General features: G+C 34.7%; 11 protein-coding genes. 7 read left to right on the forward strand and 4 right to left on the reverse strand.

Features of this window, described 5'->3' with window-relative positions; translation table 11 throughout:
* Positions 1-167: 167 nt before the first annotated feature.
* The gene (gene alaS / locus GIY03_RS01480) at positions 168-2795 is read right to left on the reverse strand and encodes an alanine--tRNA ligase (RefSeq protein WP_457913943.1); all 2628 of its coding nucleotides are present in this window, start codon (positions 2793-2795) and stop codon (positions 168-170) included.
* Between the two features lie 2402 nt (positions 2796-5197).
* On the opposite strand from alaS, the gene tmk reads away from it, so the two are divergent.
* The 5 genes from tmk (at position 5198) to ruvX (ending at position 11411) form a co-directional block, all read left to right on the forward strand.
* Entirely contained in the window at positions 5198-5836 is a 639-nt protein-coding gene (tmk, locus tag GIY03_RS01485; protein ID WP_457913944.1) for a dTMP kinase, read from the forward strand.
* Positions 5836-6849, forward strand: a complete 1014-nt coding sequence (gene holB / locus GIY03_RS01490) for a DNA polymerase III subunit delta' (RefSeq protein WP_457913945.1) — start codon at positions 5836-5838, stop codon at positions 6847-6849. The genes tmk and holB overlap by 1 nt, the downstream gene beginning before the upstream one ends.
* Positions 6850-6867: 18 nt before the next feature.
* The gene (locus tag GIY03_RS01495) at positions 6868-7644 is read left to right on the forward strand and encodes a metal-dependent hydrolase (RefSeq protein ID WP_457913946.1); all 777 of its coding nucleotides are present in this window, start codon (positions 6868-6870) and stop codon (positions 7642-7644) included.
* Between the two features lie 1407 nt (positions 7645-9051).
* Entirely contained in the window at positions 9052-10485 is a 1434-nt protein-coding gene (gene ptsG, locus GIY03_RS01500) for a PTS glucose transporter subunit IIBC (RefSeq protein ID WP_457913947.1), read from the forward strand.
* Positions 10486-10988: 503 nt separating this feature from the next.
* Positions 10989-11411, forward strand: a complete 423-nt coding sequence (gene ruvX, locus GIY03_RS01505; RefSeq protein ID WP_457913948.1) for a Holliday junction resolvase RuvX — start codon at positions 10989-10991, stop codon at positions 11409-11411.
* A gap of 2888 nt (positions 11412-14299) precedes the next feature.
* Here ruvX and GIY03_RS01510 read toward each other — a convergent pair.
* From GIY03_RS01510 to lolB, 3 genes are all read right to left on the reverse strand, one after another.
* Positions 14300-15247 carry a ribose-phosphate pyrophosphokinase gene (locus tag GIY03_RS01510; RefSeq protein ID WP_457913949.1) on the reverse strand — a complete coding sequence of 316 codons (948 nt, stop codon included), beginning with the start codon at positions 15245-15247 and terminating at the stop codon, positions 14300-14302.
* A gap of 174 nt (positions 15248-15421) precedes the next feature.
* Positions 15422-16282, reverse strand: coding sequence for a 4-(cytidine 5'-diphospho)-2-C-methyl-D-erythritol kinase (gene ispE, locus GIY03_RS01515; RefSeq protein WP_457913950.1), 861 nt, complete (start codon positions 16280-16282; stop codon positions 15422-15424).
* Entirely contained in the window at positions 16279-16902 is a 624-nt protein-coding gene (lolB, locus tag GIY03_RS01520; RefSeq protein WP_457913951.1) for a lipoprotein insertase outer membrane protein LolB, read from the reverse strand. The genes ispE and lolB overlap by 4 nt, the downstream gene beginning before the upstream one ends.
* A 2056-nt stretch (positions 16903-18958) precedes the next feature.
* Here lolB and GIY03_RS01525 point away from each other — a divergent pair.
* Entirely contained in the window at positions 18959-19153 is a 195-nt protein-coding gene (locus tag GIY03_RS01525) for a hypothetical protein (RefSeq protein WP_457913952.1), read from the forward strand.
* 363 nt (positions 19154-19516) lie between these two features.
* Positions 19517-20593 (forward strand): peptide chain release factor 1, encoded by a 1077-nt coding sequence (gene prfA, locus GIY03_RS01530; RefSeq protein WP_457913953.1) that lies wholly within the window; start codon positions 19517-19519, stop codon positions 20591-20593.
* Position 20594: the final 1 nt, after the last annotated feature.

Here is a 20594-nt window from a genome sequence, read left to right on the forward strand (position 1 = left end):
AGACAGTGATAACACTTATGAAACTAACGGCGCAATGAGTATGCTCTGTGACAACATATGATGCAGATCTACCTGAAAGAGCTGGCTGTATTATAACTAGACTATATTAATAGTATATCAAACTATCATAAATAATACATTATTCCATCTTTGTAAAATTTTTATTTTTACAGCATAGACATTACCCAATCTTCAACACTGTTTAAGGCTTGGGATAAAGCACTGACATTTGTCCCTGCTGCTTGAGCTATATCGGGACGTCCGCCACCCTTTCCATCTATTTGTCTTGCCATGTCACTAATTAGTTCTCCAGCCTTTACTCGGTTCATTAGATCTTTGGTCACACCAGCAATCAAGTACACCTTATTATTAGTAGTCATAGCTAGCACGATCACAGCTGACCCTAATTGATTTTTTAGATTTTCCACTATAGTGCGTAATACTTTTACATTAACTATATTTAGTCGGCTAACTACGAGTTGTACACCTTTAACTATCTTTGCTTGGCTAGATAGAAAAATTGTTTCTTGCGCTACCTGTTGATTTCTAAATTTTTGCAATTCTTTTTCTAAAATATGGGTACGATTGAGTATTACCTGTACCTTATTAGCTAAGTTTGTAGTATTGCTTTTCACTAAATCCGAGATAATTTGTAACAGCTCAGTTTGTTGATGTAGTATAGTTATAGCATGTTCGCCAGTGGTCGCCTCAATACGACGCACACCTGCAGCTATGCCAAATTCAGTTACTATACGAAATAAACCAATATTACCTGTGCGATCGCTATGAGTACCGCTGCATAGTTCGATAGAGAAATCTCCTATACTTAATACGCGCACATTATTATCGTACTTTTCATGAAACAATGCGATTGCCCCTTTTTCTTTAGCAGCGGATAGAGGCATAATTGAGGATTGAATCAGTAGGTTTCGACGCACCTGTTGATTAACTAGAGTTTCTATTGCGCGTATTTGTTCTGGTTTTATCGTTTCAAAATGCGAAAAATCAAAACGAAGATATTTATTATTAACTAAAGAACCCTTCTGCATGACATGCGCGCCTAATGTTTTACGTAGTGCAGCATGCAACAGATGGGTAGCCGAATGGTTGAGACAAATATCATTACGACGCTCAGTATCGACATACGCATTAACACGATCCTTGACTTTCAGCGAACCTTCTAAAAGTTTACCATGATGTCCGATAGCCTGCCTGTATTTCTGGGTATCTCTTACTATGAAATCTGCATAAGGGACTTTTAGTACGCCCTGATCGCCTACCTGACCACCAGCTTCGCCATAAAATGGCGTCTTGTCCAAAATTACTATCGTATTTTCACCGGCATTAATTTGCTTGACTTGCCGACCATCACAGAATAACGCAATCACTGTTGCTTGCTGTTCTGCGTGATCATAACCGATGAACTGACTCTTTTTGTTTGTGCGGATCATTGTATTGTAGTGTTTGCGAAAACTGCTTTGCTTTCGTGCGCGGTGTTGTTGTTCTCTCATCGCTTGATTAAAACCATCTTCATCAACTTTTAACCCGCGCTCGCGACAAATCTCTGAAGTTAAGTCAATTGGAAAACCACAAGTATCATACAAATAGAAAGCCATTTTTCCATCTAGTATCTTATCGTTTAACCTACTTAACTCTTGATTCAGTAGAGACAGACCACGATCTAGCGTGCGAGCGAACTGCTTTTCCTCACTTTTTAGAATGTGCTCTACTAGCAACTGTTGGTGTTTTAGTGAGTCAGCAGATGCCCCCATAACTTGAATTAATGGTGCTACCAATCTATATAAAAAAGTGTTTTTTACGCCTAGCATATTACCGTGGCGAATGGCCCGACGAATAATACGGCGCAGTACATATCCACGGTTTTCATTTGATGGAAGTACGCCATCTGATATTAAGAAGGCACATGAACGGATATGGTCAGCTATAACACGTAGAGATTTGTTTGCTAGATTACTAGCTCCAGTCACGTTTGCTATTGAAGCAATTAGTGTCCGAAAAAGATCGATCTCATAGTTATCATGCACATGTTGCAGGACTCCTGCAATACGTTCAAGACCCATACCAGTATCTACTGAAGGTTTTGGTAGCAGTTGCATTGTATGATCTGATTGTCGATCGAATTGCATGAAGACGATATTCCAAATCTCAATATAACGATCGCCATTTTCTGTATCGCTACCTGGAGGCCCTCCCCAAATATGATCGCCGTGATCATAGAAAATTTCAGTGCATGGGCCACATGGGCCGGTATCACCCATTTGCCAAAAATTATCAGAGGCAAAAGCAGCTCCTTTATTATCTCCAATACGGATAATGCGCTCAGCAGTTACACCTATGTGTTTCTGCCAGATATCAAAAGCTTCATTATCAGCGTCATAGACGGTAATCCATAGTTTTTCTTTTGGTAAATTAAACCAGTCTTTCCCAGTTAGCAATTCCCAGGCATAGCTGATTGCCTCATACTTAAAGTAATCGCCGAAGCTAAAGTTACCCAGCATCTCAAAGAATGTATGATGACGTACGGTGTAACCGACATTATCAAGATCATTATGCTTTCCACCGGCGCGCACACAGCGTTGTGAGGTGGTCGCTCGAAAATAATTAGGCGTATCCAACCCCAAAAAAATATTTTTAAATTGGTTCATTCCGGCATTAGTAAACAATAACGTCGGATCATTATCTGGTACTAAAGAACAACTTTTTACAACTTTATGTCCTTTACTACAAAAAAAATCGAGAAACGTTTGACGGATCTCAGTGGTACTCTTGCTCATAATTTTTCCAAAAACACTAAAATAATAACATCTTCTTAAGTAAAGATATGATTCTTATAATTATAACTCGTTGGTAAATAATAAAATAGGAATTAAGAAAAATTTTTGTAAAGGTTAAAATTTCTATGTATTAATACTATAAAATCATGGTATTTGTCTTAGCTTGTTTTATAAGGAATCTTGTAGTGTAAATTAAGTAGGACTATCACTTATCTTTCATGCTATTTAAATGCATTTCTATATCTCTATGATGTTATTTTGTTTGCTTGTATCAGTTAATAAAATAATTCACTAACGCTATTTACACTTGTTTATTTATGATCTTTTAGATTTATGCAGAAAGGATAATGTGTATAGTTTTATTTTTTATGATAGACGTTACTGTTATATTTTTGATAATATAAATTTTATTAGTATCAGTTATTTCTTCCACCTAAATTACTAACTAGCATAATCCTTTGAAAGGATAGTAGCTTACCTTTGATATTTAGCTTTTAGAAAAATAATTATAGTGTAATCAGTTAAAATCTGACTTGTGTTTGTATTTTTATTATGGTTCTTAAGCTATCAATATATCACAATTATACAGTATTTATGATCAAAGTATTTATTAATAACTTAACTTTAAAAGAACCACATGGGTCCTACACTAACCTCGACACACATTAAAAATCGGATAAAGACGCTATGAATGATAAATATTTGTAGTACACTAAATAAGTCACCTCTACAGTAGAATAGAAGCTAGTAATATCATTATATTTTACTATGATCCTTGAATCAATGGTATGTACGGTTGTACCGTAGCAGATTTACAATAGAGGATTTAATCTTAAAAAAGATATTTTGTCCTTGATATAAGAATTGCTAAAATTTCCGATAGTCAATGCATTCAGAAGACATACCTAAATTATAATATTATATTAAATTTAGTATTTAGCATACTAGCTGTCACTAATCGCGTAGCTCAGACGATACGGCCAACGCTTTGCATATTTTTTAAAACACTCTAGTACAAAAAAGAACCAAGAACACTTATAGAGTGCTACGTAAATAAAAATATAGCAGCTATTATAGCCTATATCTACAAAATTAAGCTAGCTAATGTATTAATTCGTCCGCTAACACATCGGGGTTATTAATGTTTAATGTATAGTAACACAAACGTAGAAGCAATGAATAGATAATATTCTTGATCTCAACTATGCATTCATAGTGACGCAGTTAGGCTAGGTCTAACACCACAATATTACTCATATCTAGATATATTAGTGTCCTTGGATTATTCAGCAATATTAAAATTTTTTCGCTTATACTTGAAGTTCAAGGAATATCAATTTACCAGGTTAGTCATAACTATAAAAACATCTTAAATTATTTAGAGTGTTTAGAGCACCGTATAAAATACGCACCCTTAACGACTAAAGAAGATCTATGATGTTAGTAAAATTCTGTTAGTCTCTATAATTTTGCATATTAAACGGGTATCAACTGACACATAATTTGTGTAGATAATAGCGGGTAAAAGAACGGTGCTTTTAGGCCTTAGAAGGTAGATTCTCTACTAAAGAGAAATAGTTGTTTTGTATCAAAATAAAATCGATGATCATCTATTATTATATCTAGGGTCTGATATAGCAAATTGAATTAAATTACATTCCTTAACGTTTTGGGATGAATGCTGATCCTATATAACAATATTATGACAAACTCTAGTAATATATCAAAAAAATAAGTGGTGCGTTTTTCTAGTATATCCTAACAAAGTTAAATAGCGATTTTCTTTTCATTGATTACTTCCGCGGTCTTTTAATAAAATTTTATTCAAACTACTAAAATTAGCAGATAATAAAGCATTAGATATGCTACATATTGCCTGGTCTTTTAAAAAATTCTACAGAAAGACGATCTTCTCTGTCAACAATTAGCGGTATCCCATGCATTATTAATGTTTTATTCCTGATAGCAATAAAATAAATAATTCTTTATTCTTTAGTATGTGATACTGATAATCACTGTATTTGCTAATACTAAAAGTATCTTAAATATAGCAGGTATCTATGAACGGCTCAAGTTGTACTGAGGGTATTAATTATTCTGTTACATACTTTACTTAATAGAGTATAAATTACATAGTTTATAACAAAAATAATCACATAGGTTTCGTGATATAGCTCATGTTATTGCACATTATGGCTCAGCAGTTAAAAATGACACTCTGAAAGTGCGACTAACTACCTTGACCGTGATCGTTAGGGTTATTACGGTTGCTTTGAACCCGCTTAAGATACCTTGCTTGTATGTTATATTTAACAATAGTAAATTAGTAATGATATGTTTATCACTAACTAGATGTATCAAAACTAAGCAGCACATTAGTGTTCTTTCGAGTAAAGGCAGAGATGAAAGGCAAATTCATTGTTATTGAAGGATTGGAAGGGGCTGGTAAAACTACCGCATGCAATACGGTCTCCAGTATCTTACGTGAGTATGGAATAAATGATATTGTCTGTACGAGAGAGCCAGGTGGAACACCTTTAGCTGAGAAATTACGCGATCTATTTAAGTACGGAGTAAATGGCGAATTGCCTACGATTAAGGCAGAAGTACTAATTTTATATGCAGCTCGTGTGCAGCTGGTAGACACTATTATTAAGCCAGCGTTAAAATGCGGTACATGGGTTGTAGGCGATCGTCATGATTTATCCTTGCAAGCTTATCAAGGGGGTGGACGTGGTATAGATTCACAACTGACGTTCTCACTACGCGATAGTGTGTTAGAAGGATTCTGTCCAAATCTCACTCTTTATTTGGATCTGCCACCGCTACTTGGGTTACAACGCGCTCAAGCTCGCGGCGTTCTTGATCGCATCGAAAAAGAATCGTTATTGTTTTTCAAATATACGCGTGCTCGCTATTTAGCACTGGCAAAACAAGATAAATCGATTATTACTATTGATGCTACGCAGTCGCTTGAACATGTTACTACTGCTATTCATACCTGTATGAGTCATTGGTTAGATCAGCAGGGAGATGTGTAATGGAGGAGGGATACCCATGGCTTAACACTTCATATCATCAATTAATCGAGTACTATGCCACTAGAGGTGGACATCATGCGCTACTCTTACATGCTGCCGCAGATAATGGGAATGATGCGTTAGCGTATGCATTAAGCTGTTGGTGGCTCTGTCATAAGAAGCATAATTTTAAGAAGAATTGTGGTGCATGTCATGGCTGCCGGTTGATGCGCGCAGGCAACCATCCGGACTACCACCGATTGATACCAGAAAAAGAAAAAAATAGTTTAGGTATTGAACTGATTCGTCAGGTTATTGAGAAACTCTCTTTACATTCACATCAAGGAGGAGTCAAGGTAATTTGGCTTTCACAAGCTGAAACATTAACTGAAACGGCGGCTAATGCTCTACTAAAGATTCTAGAAGAACCTCCAAAGAACACTTATTTTATACTAGATTGCCGCAACCCTGCAAGATTATTAGCGACGTTACGTAGCCGATGTTTATATTGGCATCTAGCTAGCCAGGACGAAACATTAAGCATGCATTGGCTTAGTCATCATGCATCGGGAAATCCAGTCGATCACATCATCGCATTACGCCTAAACAGCGGCGCGCTTATTGCCGCTAAAAAGTTGCTTAAACCAGAGCGCTGGAAACAACGGAGCGATCTATATAGTATATTACACACTGCTTTATTAAAAGGTGATATCCTATTATTATTACCCACACTAAATCATCCAAATGTAATGGAACGTCTACACTGGTTGTGCACATTATTAGTAGATGCAATGAAATGGCAGCAAGGTGCAGAAAGCTGCGTGCTTAATCAAGATCAACAACCATTAATACGTCAACTCGCTAACCGAATGACTGGCGTTTCGTTGTCGTTAGTCGTGCAGCACTGGTTGATATGTCGCTATAAGTTACTTAGTATGATTGGTCTGAATCGTGAACTGCTATTGATCGATCAATTACTTAGTTGGGAACAATTACTAGGTGTCCCTATATGTTTGTTATTGTATATTCTATAAAGAAAAGTGATATATATTATGCTATTAGTTGACTCTCATTGTCATTTTGATTGTTTAGATTATCAGCGTTTACATAAAAAAGTGGATAATATGTTGGCCAAGGCAAAATTGCATGATGTTGGTTATGTGCTGGCAGTTTCCAATACTTTGCTGGATTATAAGTCAATGGTACAATTTATTGGTGTACGCAATGATATTGCTTTTTCTTGTGGTGTGCATCCGCTGAATTTAAAAGACCGTTTCAATTATAGTGAATTGCGAACTTTAGCAGCTGAGGAACAAGCAATAGCGTTAGGGGAGACAGGCTTGGATTATTTTTACAACAAACATAACCTTGATCTTCAAAAAATATCATTTCGAAAACATATACGTATTGCCCGTGATCTTAATAAACCAGTTATTGTGCACACTCGTAATGCGCACTCCGATACATTAGCAATTTTGCGCGAAGAAAATGCACAGGATTGTGGTGGCGTACTGCACTGTTTTACTGAGGATCGCGTTACCGCAAGGGCATTATTAGATCTCGGTTTCTATATTTCTTTCTCTGGTATCATAACCTTTAGCAATGCTAAAAAAGTGCGCGATGTGGCATATTATGTGCCACTTGATCGTATGTTAGTAGAAACTGACTCGCCGTATCTAGCTCCGGTGCCGCACCGAGGAAAACAAAATCAACCCGCTTATGTGCGTAATATAGCGGAATACATAGCGGAATTAAAGGGTATTAGTTTAGAAGATTTTGCTGAAGCTACTACTCATAATTTTTCATGTTTATTTAATATCAACTTCTAATTTAGTGTATGAATTATCGTTGACGCTATTGATCCGTTATCATATGTTTAATGCAGTCACGTTTACACTGTTCTAATAAAAAACAATGTTCTGACGGATAATGGTATATTGCATCATTACATGCAGTACGAGCCTGCATATCTTTTAAGATTTTTCAAAATATGCAAGCAAAATATAGCATGATTAAATGTCCCTGAAAATAGATTATATTTATATGTACGTGTAAACGCTACTAACTATCGTCGATTTTATAGGATATAACAGCGCCATGGCCGCTACGATTAAATCGCGCTAAGCGCAATTATTTGTTTATCCTATGTAGTAGTTGCACGTAAAATGTATTTTAGGATATACTCTAACTCAACCTCGTATAGTTTGATATTAGTATCACTCAAGACATATATCCTGGCTTTTAATTACAAGCCGTATGCTCTTAAACAAGATAATTTAGATTATTTTAATACAACCATACAAGCAATATCTAGGCGTCTCAAAAAAATAATCGCTACCTTAAATATTACATACTTGAGAAAAATTATCTTTTATGTTATTCATATATGTTACTCATAAAGTCTTCCTATCACTATTTGACGAGGAATAGGGATTTCTTTTAAAAATTTTGTGGTCTTAAGCAAGGATTGTTTTGGCGATATCGGTATGATAAGCGATATTATCCATCGTGATATGCTAGCTATGTTAGCATGGATAACCAGTAGTTGTCATGGTTCTCCACCATATTATGGTTATCAGAAATGATATGATATGGCTGCTAGTTTTGTAAGTAGAAAACCGCCACTTTAGTCGGTAAATATCCTAGTAAGTATAATATAAAACATCAGAATTAATATTTACCAATTAATTTGTGATCTAAATAAATCTTACTACCTTATATATTCAGTATTCATTTAACTAATATTTTAATTTTCAGTACCAATGTTGCTTTTTATAGTAGCATAGAGGCAAAAGCATTTTTAATTTTATACTGGCAATTATAGGTAGCTAAAATTATATATTGGATTATTTTGACATTATCAGAGAACATACAGATTGACTCCCTACGAATCCTACTAGATATTCGATTAAATTTTGAAGTATTTTGATCTATATGTAATTATGTAATAAAGTGAACTTGTAATTAATAAACTCAATAATATTGATAAGTTTTAAAGCAGCGAATGCATATTTATTGTTTATCAACACAATAAGCAACGTAATAGATTGCATACTCCTTATGATTTAAAGGTCATGACATATAATCATTTATTGTATAAAAAAGTATATTGATTTTTGCAATCAGCTTAAGAATGCTTAGATGCGCTATATTCTTAAGTTCCTACCTCTAAAAGCTCTTACATGCGCATAAATTACCAAATAATCCACATAATGACTGAGGAGCATATTAACCTTATGTTTAACAACGTATTTGCAAGCCTGCAAAAAATAGGAAAATCATTAATGCTGCCAGTGTCTGTCTTACCTATAGCAGGCATCCTTTTAGGTGTTGGTTCCGCAAACTTTAGTTGGCTACCTGCGGTAGCTTCTCATGTAATGGCAGAGGCTGGTGGATCTATTTTTGCTAATATGCCGTTAATTTTTGCGATTGGGGTTGCTTTAGGTTTTACGAATAACGATGGTGTCTCCGCATTAGCAGCTGTAGTAGCTTATGGTATTATAGTAAAAACTATATTAGTTATTGCACCACTCGTCCTACATTTAACATCCGAAGAAATTGCAAGAAAACACTTAGCTGATACTGGCGTAATCGGTGGGATTATATCTGGTGCTATTTCCGCCTATATGTTTAAACGATTCTTCCGCATTCAACTACCAGAATATCTAGGTTTTTTTGCGGGTAAGCGGTTTGTTCCGATTATATCTGGATTAGCGGCTATCGCTCTAGGCATTATACTATCTTTTATCTGGCCAGTTATTGGGACAGCTATTCAAGCATTTTCTCAGTGGGCAGCTTATCAAAATCCGGTAGTAGCTTTTAGTCTTTACGGCGTGATTGAGCGCTCACTTGTACCATTTGGTTTACACCATATCTGGAATGTGCCTTTTCAGATGCAAATTGGTGAGTTTACTAATGCAGCAGGTCAGGTATTTCATGGTGATATCCCACGTTATATGGCGGGTGACCCTACTGCAGGAAAACTATCAGGAGGATTCTTATTCAAGATGTATGGTTTGCCTTCGGCTGCTATCGCTATTTGGCATACAGCTAAACCAGAAAACCGCCCTAAAGTCGGAGGAATAATGATCTCTGCCGCATTAACCTCATTTTTAACTGGTATTACTGAACCAATCGAATTTTCTTGTATGTTTGTTGCGCCGATTCTGTATGTCATTCACGCTATTTTAGCGGGTTTGGCATTCCCGATCTGCATTTTATTAGGCATGCGTGACGGCACTAGCTTTTCACATGGCTTAATTGACTTTATTATTCTGAGTGGCAATAGTAGTAAAATTTGGTTATTCCCCCTTATTGGCATCCTCTACGGGGCGCTGTATTACGTCCTCTTTCGCCTGCTAATTACAAAACTAAACCTCAAAACCCCCGGGCGTGAAGACATTTCTACTGAGCAGTATAAATGCAATGATTCTAAAATATCTGCTTCCTTGGTACAGGCTTTTGGTGGTAAAGAAAATATCACGAATCTTGATGCATGTATCACTCGCCTACGTGTCAGCGTAGCCGATATCACGAAGGTCGATCAGGTTACTTTAAAGAATCTAGGGGCTGCAGGCGTTATTATTGCTGGCTCTGGTGTACAAGCTATATTCGGGACTAAGTCTGATAACCTTAAAACCGATATGGACGAATACATCCGAAATCATTAATCTAAAAAGCGATTTAAAGGGAAATGTTGATACCGATTACTTACGATAATAACACTCAGTATTTTTTGATTTACAAGGAGGTTGCATAATACTCGATGCAATAATCTCAAATATACAAAAGAAAAGGGAACAATACATTCATAATGGCGTTACTTAACTCATATATCCTTCTTACTAAAAGTTTTGTTAAAATAGATAATCAAGTCATCAATCAGTCAAGAGATGCTTGTAATATTCCTGACGCTACACTAAAGATTGAGTATCGGGGCTTAATATGCATTAACCCTAAGAGTTTATACCGATAAGTAATAGTTATAAGCAAACACAGCTAATATACATTTAGTTCAGAGTATTAGTAGTGTAAAAAAATACATAGTAAAAGTAACATTAAATCTAGGTGTTGGTGCATTTATAATACAATAAAACGCGTAGCACTAGTATAAAGCTGCTTAGTAAATTAAGCAGCATTGTTTGCAGTATTTTAAGTATATCGGATATGTGTTATGAACAATCGTACCGTTATTTCCTTCGATTTTGGAAAGAAAAATATTGGTGCAGCGATTGGTCAGGAGTTAATAAGAATCCCTCGTGCACTTACAGCTTTTAAATCGCAATCAGGATCACCGAATTGGCAAGACATTGCTAAATTACTGCAAGAGTGGAAACCAAATATATTAATCGTTGGTCTGCCGTTAAACATGGATGGTAGCGAACAGCCAGTTACTAAACAGGCACGTAAGTTTGCTAAGCATCTTTATGCTCGTTTTGGTATACAGACTGTATTACATGATGAACGATTAAGTACTGTTGAGGCACGTGCATACTTATTTAATCGTGGCGGCTACCGTGCTCTTGATAAAAGTAGTATAGATGCTACTTCAGCAGCAGTTATTTTAGAAAGCTGGTTCCAATATCATCAAAGCTAAATGCACTTGTTTTATTATTGTTGTCAGGAAGTTTTATATGAACTCATCTGTTCGGTTTTTATGCAAACATTAATATAACACTATGCAAATTTGCAACATCCTGTTAAGGCAGGAGTTCCTGTGCAAAGAATCATACTTATTGTCACTATTGATGTAAAGCACTCAAAATATTCATTACGCATATGGAGGTCTTATTAGCTTGCATGCAATCATTACTTACAAATACTAAAATATTAAATACGAACGCAGCAGTGTTATTAACTAAGAAATATATTTACCAGATAAAAAACACCTATACCGCAAATTTTCAGTAGTTTGATTTTTAATCACCAATTTTAACGACATAGCATAACAACCATACACGTGCATTAACTGTAATATTACACGACATAATCAGAGGAATATTTTATAATACCGTACTTTGCAATGTCTCTTCGAGACTTTAGATATGTAAACCTTAAATATATTACCACATGAAATAACGCTAGGCCTCATTAATACATGTGATCGAGAAGTGCCCCTTGCAAGGATATATTGTTAGTAGATCATTAAGAGTAACGATGTATATCATTCATTATTACCAATGATATTGGTAGCTAAAATAAACTACCTATGCAACATAGAAAGATCTTCAGTATTAATAATGCTGATATTAATGAAAGTCTGGGAATATAGTGTGGCGCTAAAGCGATCTTTTACTAATGCATAAAGATAATAGCGAAGAACCCAGTGTTAAGTCGTCTAATATGTTACCAAATAGTTGTTCTCTTTTATTGCATCGGTATGTTAAACATAGTTATTAACTAATACTGACCAATTATTTTAATATTTACTGAACAGGTAAGTACTGCGAATTTCTTGGTATAAAACCTACTTGTGCATCTGGAGCTTATAGCGCGATCATTTATAATATAAACAGTGCTCATAAATATTAATTTAGTAAGATTGAGTGATCTATCATGAAATTTATTGTATTTGGAGGTCCTTAAGTGATTAATGTATTTGACTGTTATACTAAAATTTATTGTTTTGTAGATATTTTGCTTAATATGATAATGCAACAGCGCCTATTGATTTCGTAGGTGGTATACGGAGTATTTTGACGTCCTTGAATAATATTACTAGGCATCCGTCTTACAAGCATACGATTGTCTAGAATGTCTTACAGAGTTATCGCTATGCCTTGTAAGATCGATATGGTTTAGACCATATCGATCTTACTTAGATATATCTAAAATTACCAACTGGTGTAATAAATAGTTGCTTATTAACATATAAGGAGAGTTACCAGATCAAGGTTATCTTTAGCAGCGCTATTAGAGATTGTATGAAAAATGTTTCAGTTATTAAAGATGATTAAATATATTTAGTATAAAGGATAAAATCGTTTTTAGGATTGCATAGACAATTTTAATATATTATATCGCTTATTTTATAAATAGAAATTAATACTACAATTAATTCAACTATATTGAGTATGCACATAGTAGTAACAAATTGATCATGAGATCGTCGATATTCATAATGATTTCAGGACGTTGTTACATAAATAAGCCTTATGTTATAATTATAAAAATTTAGCGCTGCGCTGAGGATTAGTCCTCATTTTATTATCTCTAGTGAATATATTGTAATAAAGTGTATGTAATTCAATTACATCAGAGCTGCTTAACTGACTACTAGTACTGTAATACCAGCTTAATTACTCGGATTTGTCGTCTTTATAGAACTTTTTGAATTAGTATATTATTAGATACTAAAATGATAAGCAGTTGCTTTCTGAAGATAGCAGTGCAAAAAAATCATATCAACATTGTAACATATCAAGCAATTAGTTAAGCATCATACGGATAATATGTTTTTAACTATTAGTTGATCTAATAAGTAGGTTGATAAAGAATATATATTTTAGGTTTCAGTAGGTTTATAACTCATCAGTAGCACCACAAAGATATAGTTATATACAATCACTTAATATGTTATGTCAATATAATTTGCAAATATAATAGACTTATATAATCAACCTTATAACTAATGCAAGAAGACTAGGATCACTCAACTCTATCTGATTATGGATATTATCCATATAACATATAGAATACATTTACATATAATTCCACACCTCTATAAAATTACTTATTTATCTCAATCAAGAATAATACATGCATAAGTACAATGGCGATAGTTTGTCCTTGATAAAACATTCTTACCATAAATTAATTTGCGTAACATGAAACAATAATAATACAGATGACACTTTACTGTCTCTCCTTGTAATTCGATTCTAAATCCAGTAAAAAGTTTTAGAAAATAATAAATAACATCTATTTTTTATGCGACAAAAGTATTGCATTTAAATGCACTACTGTTATTCAACGATAACTTTATCGAATAAAAACAACAATCATTTTTAGAAAATGAAAATATTTATATACATTTCTTAAGTATAAGCAGATATCATTGTTATATTCAGAAGAGAATTGCAACACGCTCTATATACATAGTCTACTTTTGTAGATCTAAGTTTTAATGATCGTTTATAGAAGTAGATATTGTATTTATTCTAAACACTTAAAATGTAGCTAATCTACGTTCTTAATGCAGAGTACTATTATAGATATTTTTTTAATACATTAGGGTATATATAAAATACTGATATGCGCTACTTTCTGCAATAGCAAACCGTTATTGTCAGATAATTAAGTTAATAGTTATTGTTTTATAATTCTATTATAAACTACAGCAATTAATAAGTCCCTATAGAATAAAACCTCAGAGTAATGAGGCTTGTTACTTTTGAGTGTTTGACAAATAAAAACCTTAGTTGTATTCAAAATACTACATTTTAATCATTTTGTGTAATGATAACCATGTGATCAAGCAAAGCGTTAATGTTCAAACATCGCAGAAATTGATTCTTCATTGCTAATTCGGCGTATAGCTTCAGCGAGCATTCCAGACAATGTTAATGTACGTACGTTTTCCAGAGATTGAATTTCTACTGATAATGGAATGGTGTCGCATACAATCACCTTATCGATCACGGAGCTCTTGATATTATCAATAGCATTACCAGAGAATATTGGATGAGTTGCATAGGCAAATACGCGATTAGCGCTGCGTTCTTTTAACGCTTCTGCACCTTTACATAAAGTGCCACCAGTGTCGATCATGTCATCCACTAACACACAGTCACGTCCTGCTACGTCACCGATAATATTCATTACCTGAGAAACATTATCACGTGGGCGACGTTTGTCAATAATCGCCATATCTGTATCATTTAGTAGTTTAGCGATAGCGCGAGCTCGCACTACGCCGCCAATATCTGGAGACACTACAATAGGGTTTTCTAAACTTTGTTGTAACATATCTTCTAACAGAATCGGGCTGCCAAACACATTATCTACTGGGACGTCAAAAAAACCTTGAATCTGTTCGGCATGCAGATCTACTGTTAATACTCGATCAACCCCGACACTAGAGAGGAAATCAGCCACAACTCTTGCTGTAATTGGTACGCGTGCGGAACGTACACGACGATCTTGTCGGGAATAACCAAAGTATGGGATCACTGCAGTAATACGTCCTGCGGAGGCTCGTCGCAAGGCATCAACCATGACGACAAGCTCCATGAGGTTATCATTAGTTGGAGCGCAAGTAGATTGGATGATAAAAACATCACCACCGCGTACGTTTTCATTAATTTGCACGCTAACTTCACCATCGCTAAAGCGACCTACTGCAGCTTTGCCAAGGCTGGTATATAAATGGTTCGCAATACGTTGCGCTAGTTCCGGAATAGCATTTCCAGCAAAAAGCTTCATATCAGGCACGAGAATAACCCCTTAGACTTGCATCGAGAATAGATATTATCTATGGTCTTTACGAGGGCAGTTAGTGTTACTACTACGGTATATATAGGTAAGTAATACCATATAAACGAGTATAACCTAGGGAATAATACTACACTGTACATAACTCTATATAATAAAGCGTTGCGTTATAACTTAAACATAGCCAGAGCGTATCTGATGCAGCGGCGAAATGTTAACGCCACGAGCAACAAAACTATGCAACCACGCCGGGGCCTTTTCCAACACCTGAAGAGCAGTGATTTCTGTATCAAATTCTGAAAATACACACGCGCCTGTGCCAGTCAGGCGTGATGGAGCGTATTTTAGTAGCCATAAAATCAGTTGGTCAACCTCAAAAAAACGTTTTCTTATAATTGGTTCGCAATCATTTTCGTAAGGAGCTAGTAATAACTCATTTAAGCTTCTAAATGGGGTATTACGTTTTAATTCTACATCTCCAAAGATTACTGGGGTAAGGATATTGATATCAGGATGAATTACAAGATACCATTTTTCCGGCAAATTAACTGGCTGTAACTTTTCTCCGATACCTTCCGCTAACGCTGAATGACCATGGATAAAAACAGGTATATCAGCACCTAAACTAAGCCCTAACATAGCTAAATGGTTATCACTTAATCCGCAATGCCATAATTCATTTAATGCTATCAGCATAGTAGCAGCATTAGAGGATCCGCCGCCTAGACCACTCCCTATAGGAAGACGTTTGTTAATTCTTATATTAACACCGTGTGGCGTGCGGAGTAATCTATGGCGATAACAATACTGTTGTAGCAAATGAGCAGCACGTATGATAAGGTTGCAATGGTTTGGTACCCCCACAATCGGAGTTAATAGGCAAATTTTGTTATCTTGACGTACATCTAAGGTTAGGGTATCACTATAATCAAGAAAGTGGAATAGTGTCTGTAATAGATGATAAGTATCCTCACGTTGACCAGTAATATACAAAAAAAGATTAATCTTAGCAGGAGAAGGCCACTGGTAAATCATTTAAAAGTCCAATTGTTTATTTTTAGTTTTATACGTTGATTGCAATGTGTTAATTCTAACTCATTTGGCAATGTTGGCGCTATCGCCCTGCTATATTGTTTATACTCTACCGTCCAGTTTTCAAGATCTTTCTTATAAGTCAACTTACTTAGATGATAGTGATTGTCTAATGTAAAGTTATTAGATTCACCAGGGAGACCAAGAATCCATTGGCGCAGATTTCTCAGTGGAACTACCATACCGCTTATTCTGTAGATCATCTCCTCGGCATTATCGCCTGTGTAGGATTTACCTTGACGATCAACTAATTGTACGCGATTTTGTAGTATATGCAAAGTTAGTTCAGTATTGCCAAATGGATTAATAAGTTGTAAGCAATAATGCTCTGACGAGTATTGTTGCCAAAAAAAATGTGCATATATTTTTTTTGTATCAGATAAATAAATAATCGATCCACGGATCTGGTAGGTCCTTAACTTCTGTAAAGCTTTTTGATGTATATGCCATTGCGGAGAATTAGCATTGGTAATTAACTCAATCGTTTGAGTTGTAGTGCAGGAAATGACTAGCAGGCTGGTGGGTAAGATACAATAAAGTAAACTAACTTTGCATATTGCCATTGCTTTTTTATCCTTTTATGCAAGCTATAAATAAATATTTTGTGCAAAATAAAGAAAACTGCGTGCATAATAATATGCATATATTATTTTCTGCAGTGAGTTAAACAATTTTAGTTATTTATAATATGGATTATCTGAGCAGATAACTTATTGAACTATTGCTTCTCTATGTTAACTGGGATATTGCGCGCTATCTTAACAGACTTGTAACAACATTCAGTTGTTACAAGTCTGTTCTAAAAAAATTAGTTACAACGATTTATAGTTTTTGAGTAAATCGTTTAAGGAAGCATCATGTCATCGTAATTTTTTAACGCTTGTAAATCAAGAAAACGCCAATAAATATTAGTATCTTTATGATTTTTAAAAAAATTTTTGATAACACAGTACAGTTAATTTTGTTTAGTTATAATGAACTTCCTAAAAGGATTAATCTACAGAGTAAAATTAACAAGTAATATACTATTATGTTGAATAACGCTCAAAATTTAAAAATATAGTACTTAAATGCAATTGCTTCAGAATCAATTTAAAACATGTCACAACGAACTATTAAGTAGGATTAAGAATAACATATATTGATTACTACTAGCTTGTGTTAATAAATAAGTGCGTTTCACTCATATGAAATATATATAACTTTTAGTGTATGAGGAGAAGTTGCTGAGCTTGCTGTAAAAAAAGCAAATACCTTTTTTATAACACATGCGTATTAAATAGTGTATTTATACCTACATTCATTATTAATTCTATAGAAATCATTAAGATAATATATGTTTTAACGTTGACAACTAAACTTTTAAGGGATATAAAAAACGATAACAACTTCTATCATAGATAATATGATAAAGGACATACAACAGATATATGTAAGTCAGCGCAAGGTCAACGTAGCTGAACAAAATACGCTTATTAATCTATATAAATGATCTTGATTTAACAAAAGAGATATATTCCACACTCAAACATGAGCTATCTGTATGAAGTAAGCATCTAAATTCTAAAAAAATTTGGTACACTTACCTATGTCAACGTTATTGGTGCGATAAATCCCAATAATATAGCTAACACTGTTATTTGTATATATAACACATTTAACAGTAAGATATTGCTTATTTTCTTGTTACAACAATTACTGACTGAACTACTTAAAAGTGCATCTAATCTTAATAGATTAGTCTATCTATGGGAATAACTAACACGATTCCTAGAAAAAACCAAGACAGGTTGAAAAGCAACCTATACATGGCCTGGATAGCAGTATTTCGTTGGGGCATATAATAATTCTTCTGTGACATGTTATCAAAATTAATGACAATCTTGCGCAAAACTAGTAATAGAGTCTAGATTTAATGAGGGGTTTCCTGTAAATGTATCAATGATATTAATTTTTATTAAAGATGTACGCATTAAAAACGTATTAGACTTACTTAAGTGACTCTCTAAAATGTTTAACTGTACCTTTAATATAGTATGAAGATACTAAAAAATTTAGTATATCATATATTATCTAGAGGAAAATATAAGGAATTATACTATTCCTCTCCTTCTCCGATTATTTAAGCGCATAGAGTATAAACATACCTAATTAATGTGTTAATTTTTTAGTCTATAGGTGCCAATTACATGGCAGATACAATAATAGTTTTATTATTTTTTTCTGAAAAGCATATGATACAAAAAGACAGCATCTCAACATTAGTTTGATTTTAAATGATCATCTTACTTATATTAAATAATAATCAAAAACTACTTTAGTTTCTTTACATTATGGGTGCTGTAGATTACAATTTATCCTTAAACATTCGTCAGTTTCTTATCAACAGAAAAACTAAGCAATCTTGTTTTTCTTCTGACAACTAAGCTAAGCGTTATATTATTTGGATCACCAGGAAGTATCTCTAAATAAGATAATCACCTAAAAATTTATAAGAACTTTTTATATTAAAAACCACAATATCACTAACCCTCTCATTGTGTCTGACAAATGGTTTAAAGATATTAGTATTAGATTAATTTTGTGTTTTATATATCAACAAAATTTTTATAAATTCTTATGGAGACCCAACAATTTTATAAAGTAACTGGCATATTCCAAATGTGTAAAGACACTGCTGAATACCGAAAGTCAAAAGCCATCAAAATTTCTAGTGGATTTTCTGGCCAGCGAGATATAGAACTGAATACTCGCAAACTAGAACATATTTATTTGTATAGTGTAAATGTTGTTTGCATTATTTCCGAGCATTAGCTTATACATTAAAAACTGAGGTGATGCAGTGGTGGGCGATAATAATACAGTAAAGGGTGTTTATTTGTAGTTTCGTTGCGTGTGCGTATACGGTGATAATCATACATGATTCTCGTTATTAAATATAATATATAACCACAGGAACAATGTTAGAAAAACTGCTGGCTTATTTCTTAAGGTACTAGCATTACAGGGTTATCTATGAATAGCTTATATATTCATCTCGTGTTCATACTGAACCCCTGCTCAAATATTTTAATAGACTACCAACACTAACGAATATAGAACGTATACAATTATTATACGACAACCTATACCTCAATCAAACTTAGATTGCTTAATTAATATGGTTTAATACTACAAATGAAGCCTTCTTTCATTCTTAAATTAGAAACATTACAACAGCGCTATGAAGAAGTGCAGATATTGCTCAGCGACCTTGGCGTTATTGCTCAAACGGATCGCTTTCGTGCACTGTCGCGTGAATACGCACAATTAACAGATATTAGTCACTGCTTTCTTAAATGGCAGCAGATACAAGAGGATTTAGAAGCAGCAAAAATCATGCTAAATGATTTAGAAATGCGTGAAATGGCGCAAGAAGAACTCAAAAAGAATAAAGCAATAATGGATAAACTAGAAAAACAACTACAAGTTTTGATGTTACCAAAAGATCCTAACAATGAACGCAATTGCTTTATTGAAGTTCGCGCTGGTACTGGCGGTAATGAAGCCGCGATCTTCGCCGGCGATTTGTTTCGCATGTATAGTCGCTATGCTGAAACTCGCCAGTGGTATGTAGAAATCATCAATGCTAACGAAGGAGAGCAAGGTGGTTATAAAGAAGTAATCGTTAAAATTTCTGGCAACGGCGTTTATAATCAGTTGAAATTTGAATCTGGTGGTCACCGTGTGCAGCGAGTGCCTGAAACTGAGTCGCAAGGGCGAATTCACACCTCCTCCTGTACCGTAGCAGTAATACCGGAAGTGCTAGATGCGGAAATTCCAGAGATCACTCTTAGTGATCTAAAAATCGATACCTTTCGTTCTTCTGGTGCTGGCGGACAGCATGTTAATACTACTGACTCAGCAATTCGTATCACCCATGCCCCGACTGGCATTGTAGTAGAGTGCCAAGACGAGCGTTCGCAGCACAAAAATAAAGCTAAGGCTATGTCAGTACTCGCTGCACGTATACGCGCCGCTGAAATAACTAAACGTCGAGAAATAGAAGCCTCAACGCGTCGCACTTTGTTAGGTAGTGGTGATCGTTCCGACCGAAATCGCACCTATAATTTTCCGCAAAGGCGCGTGACCGATCATCGTATTAATTTGACTTTGTATCGTCTAGATGAAGTTATGGCAGGTAAGTTAGATATGCTAATACAGCCAATTACACAGGAATACCAGGCTGAACAACTTGCGGCATTGTCTGATTAAA

It is taken from the genome of Candidatus Gillettellia adelgis (assembly GCA_020541285.1).
GTDB lineage: Bacteria > Pseudomonadota > Gammaproteobacteria > Enterobacterales > Enterobacteriaceae > Gillettellia > Gillettellia adelgis.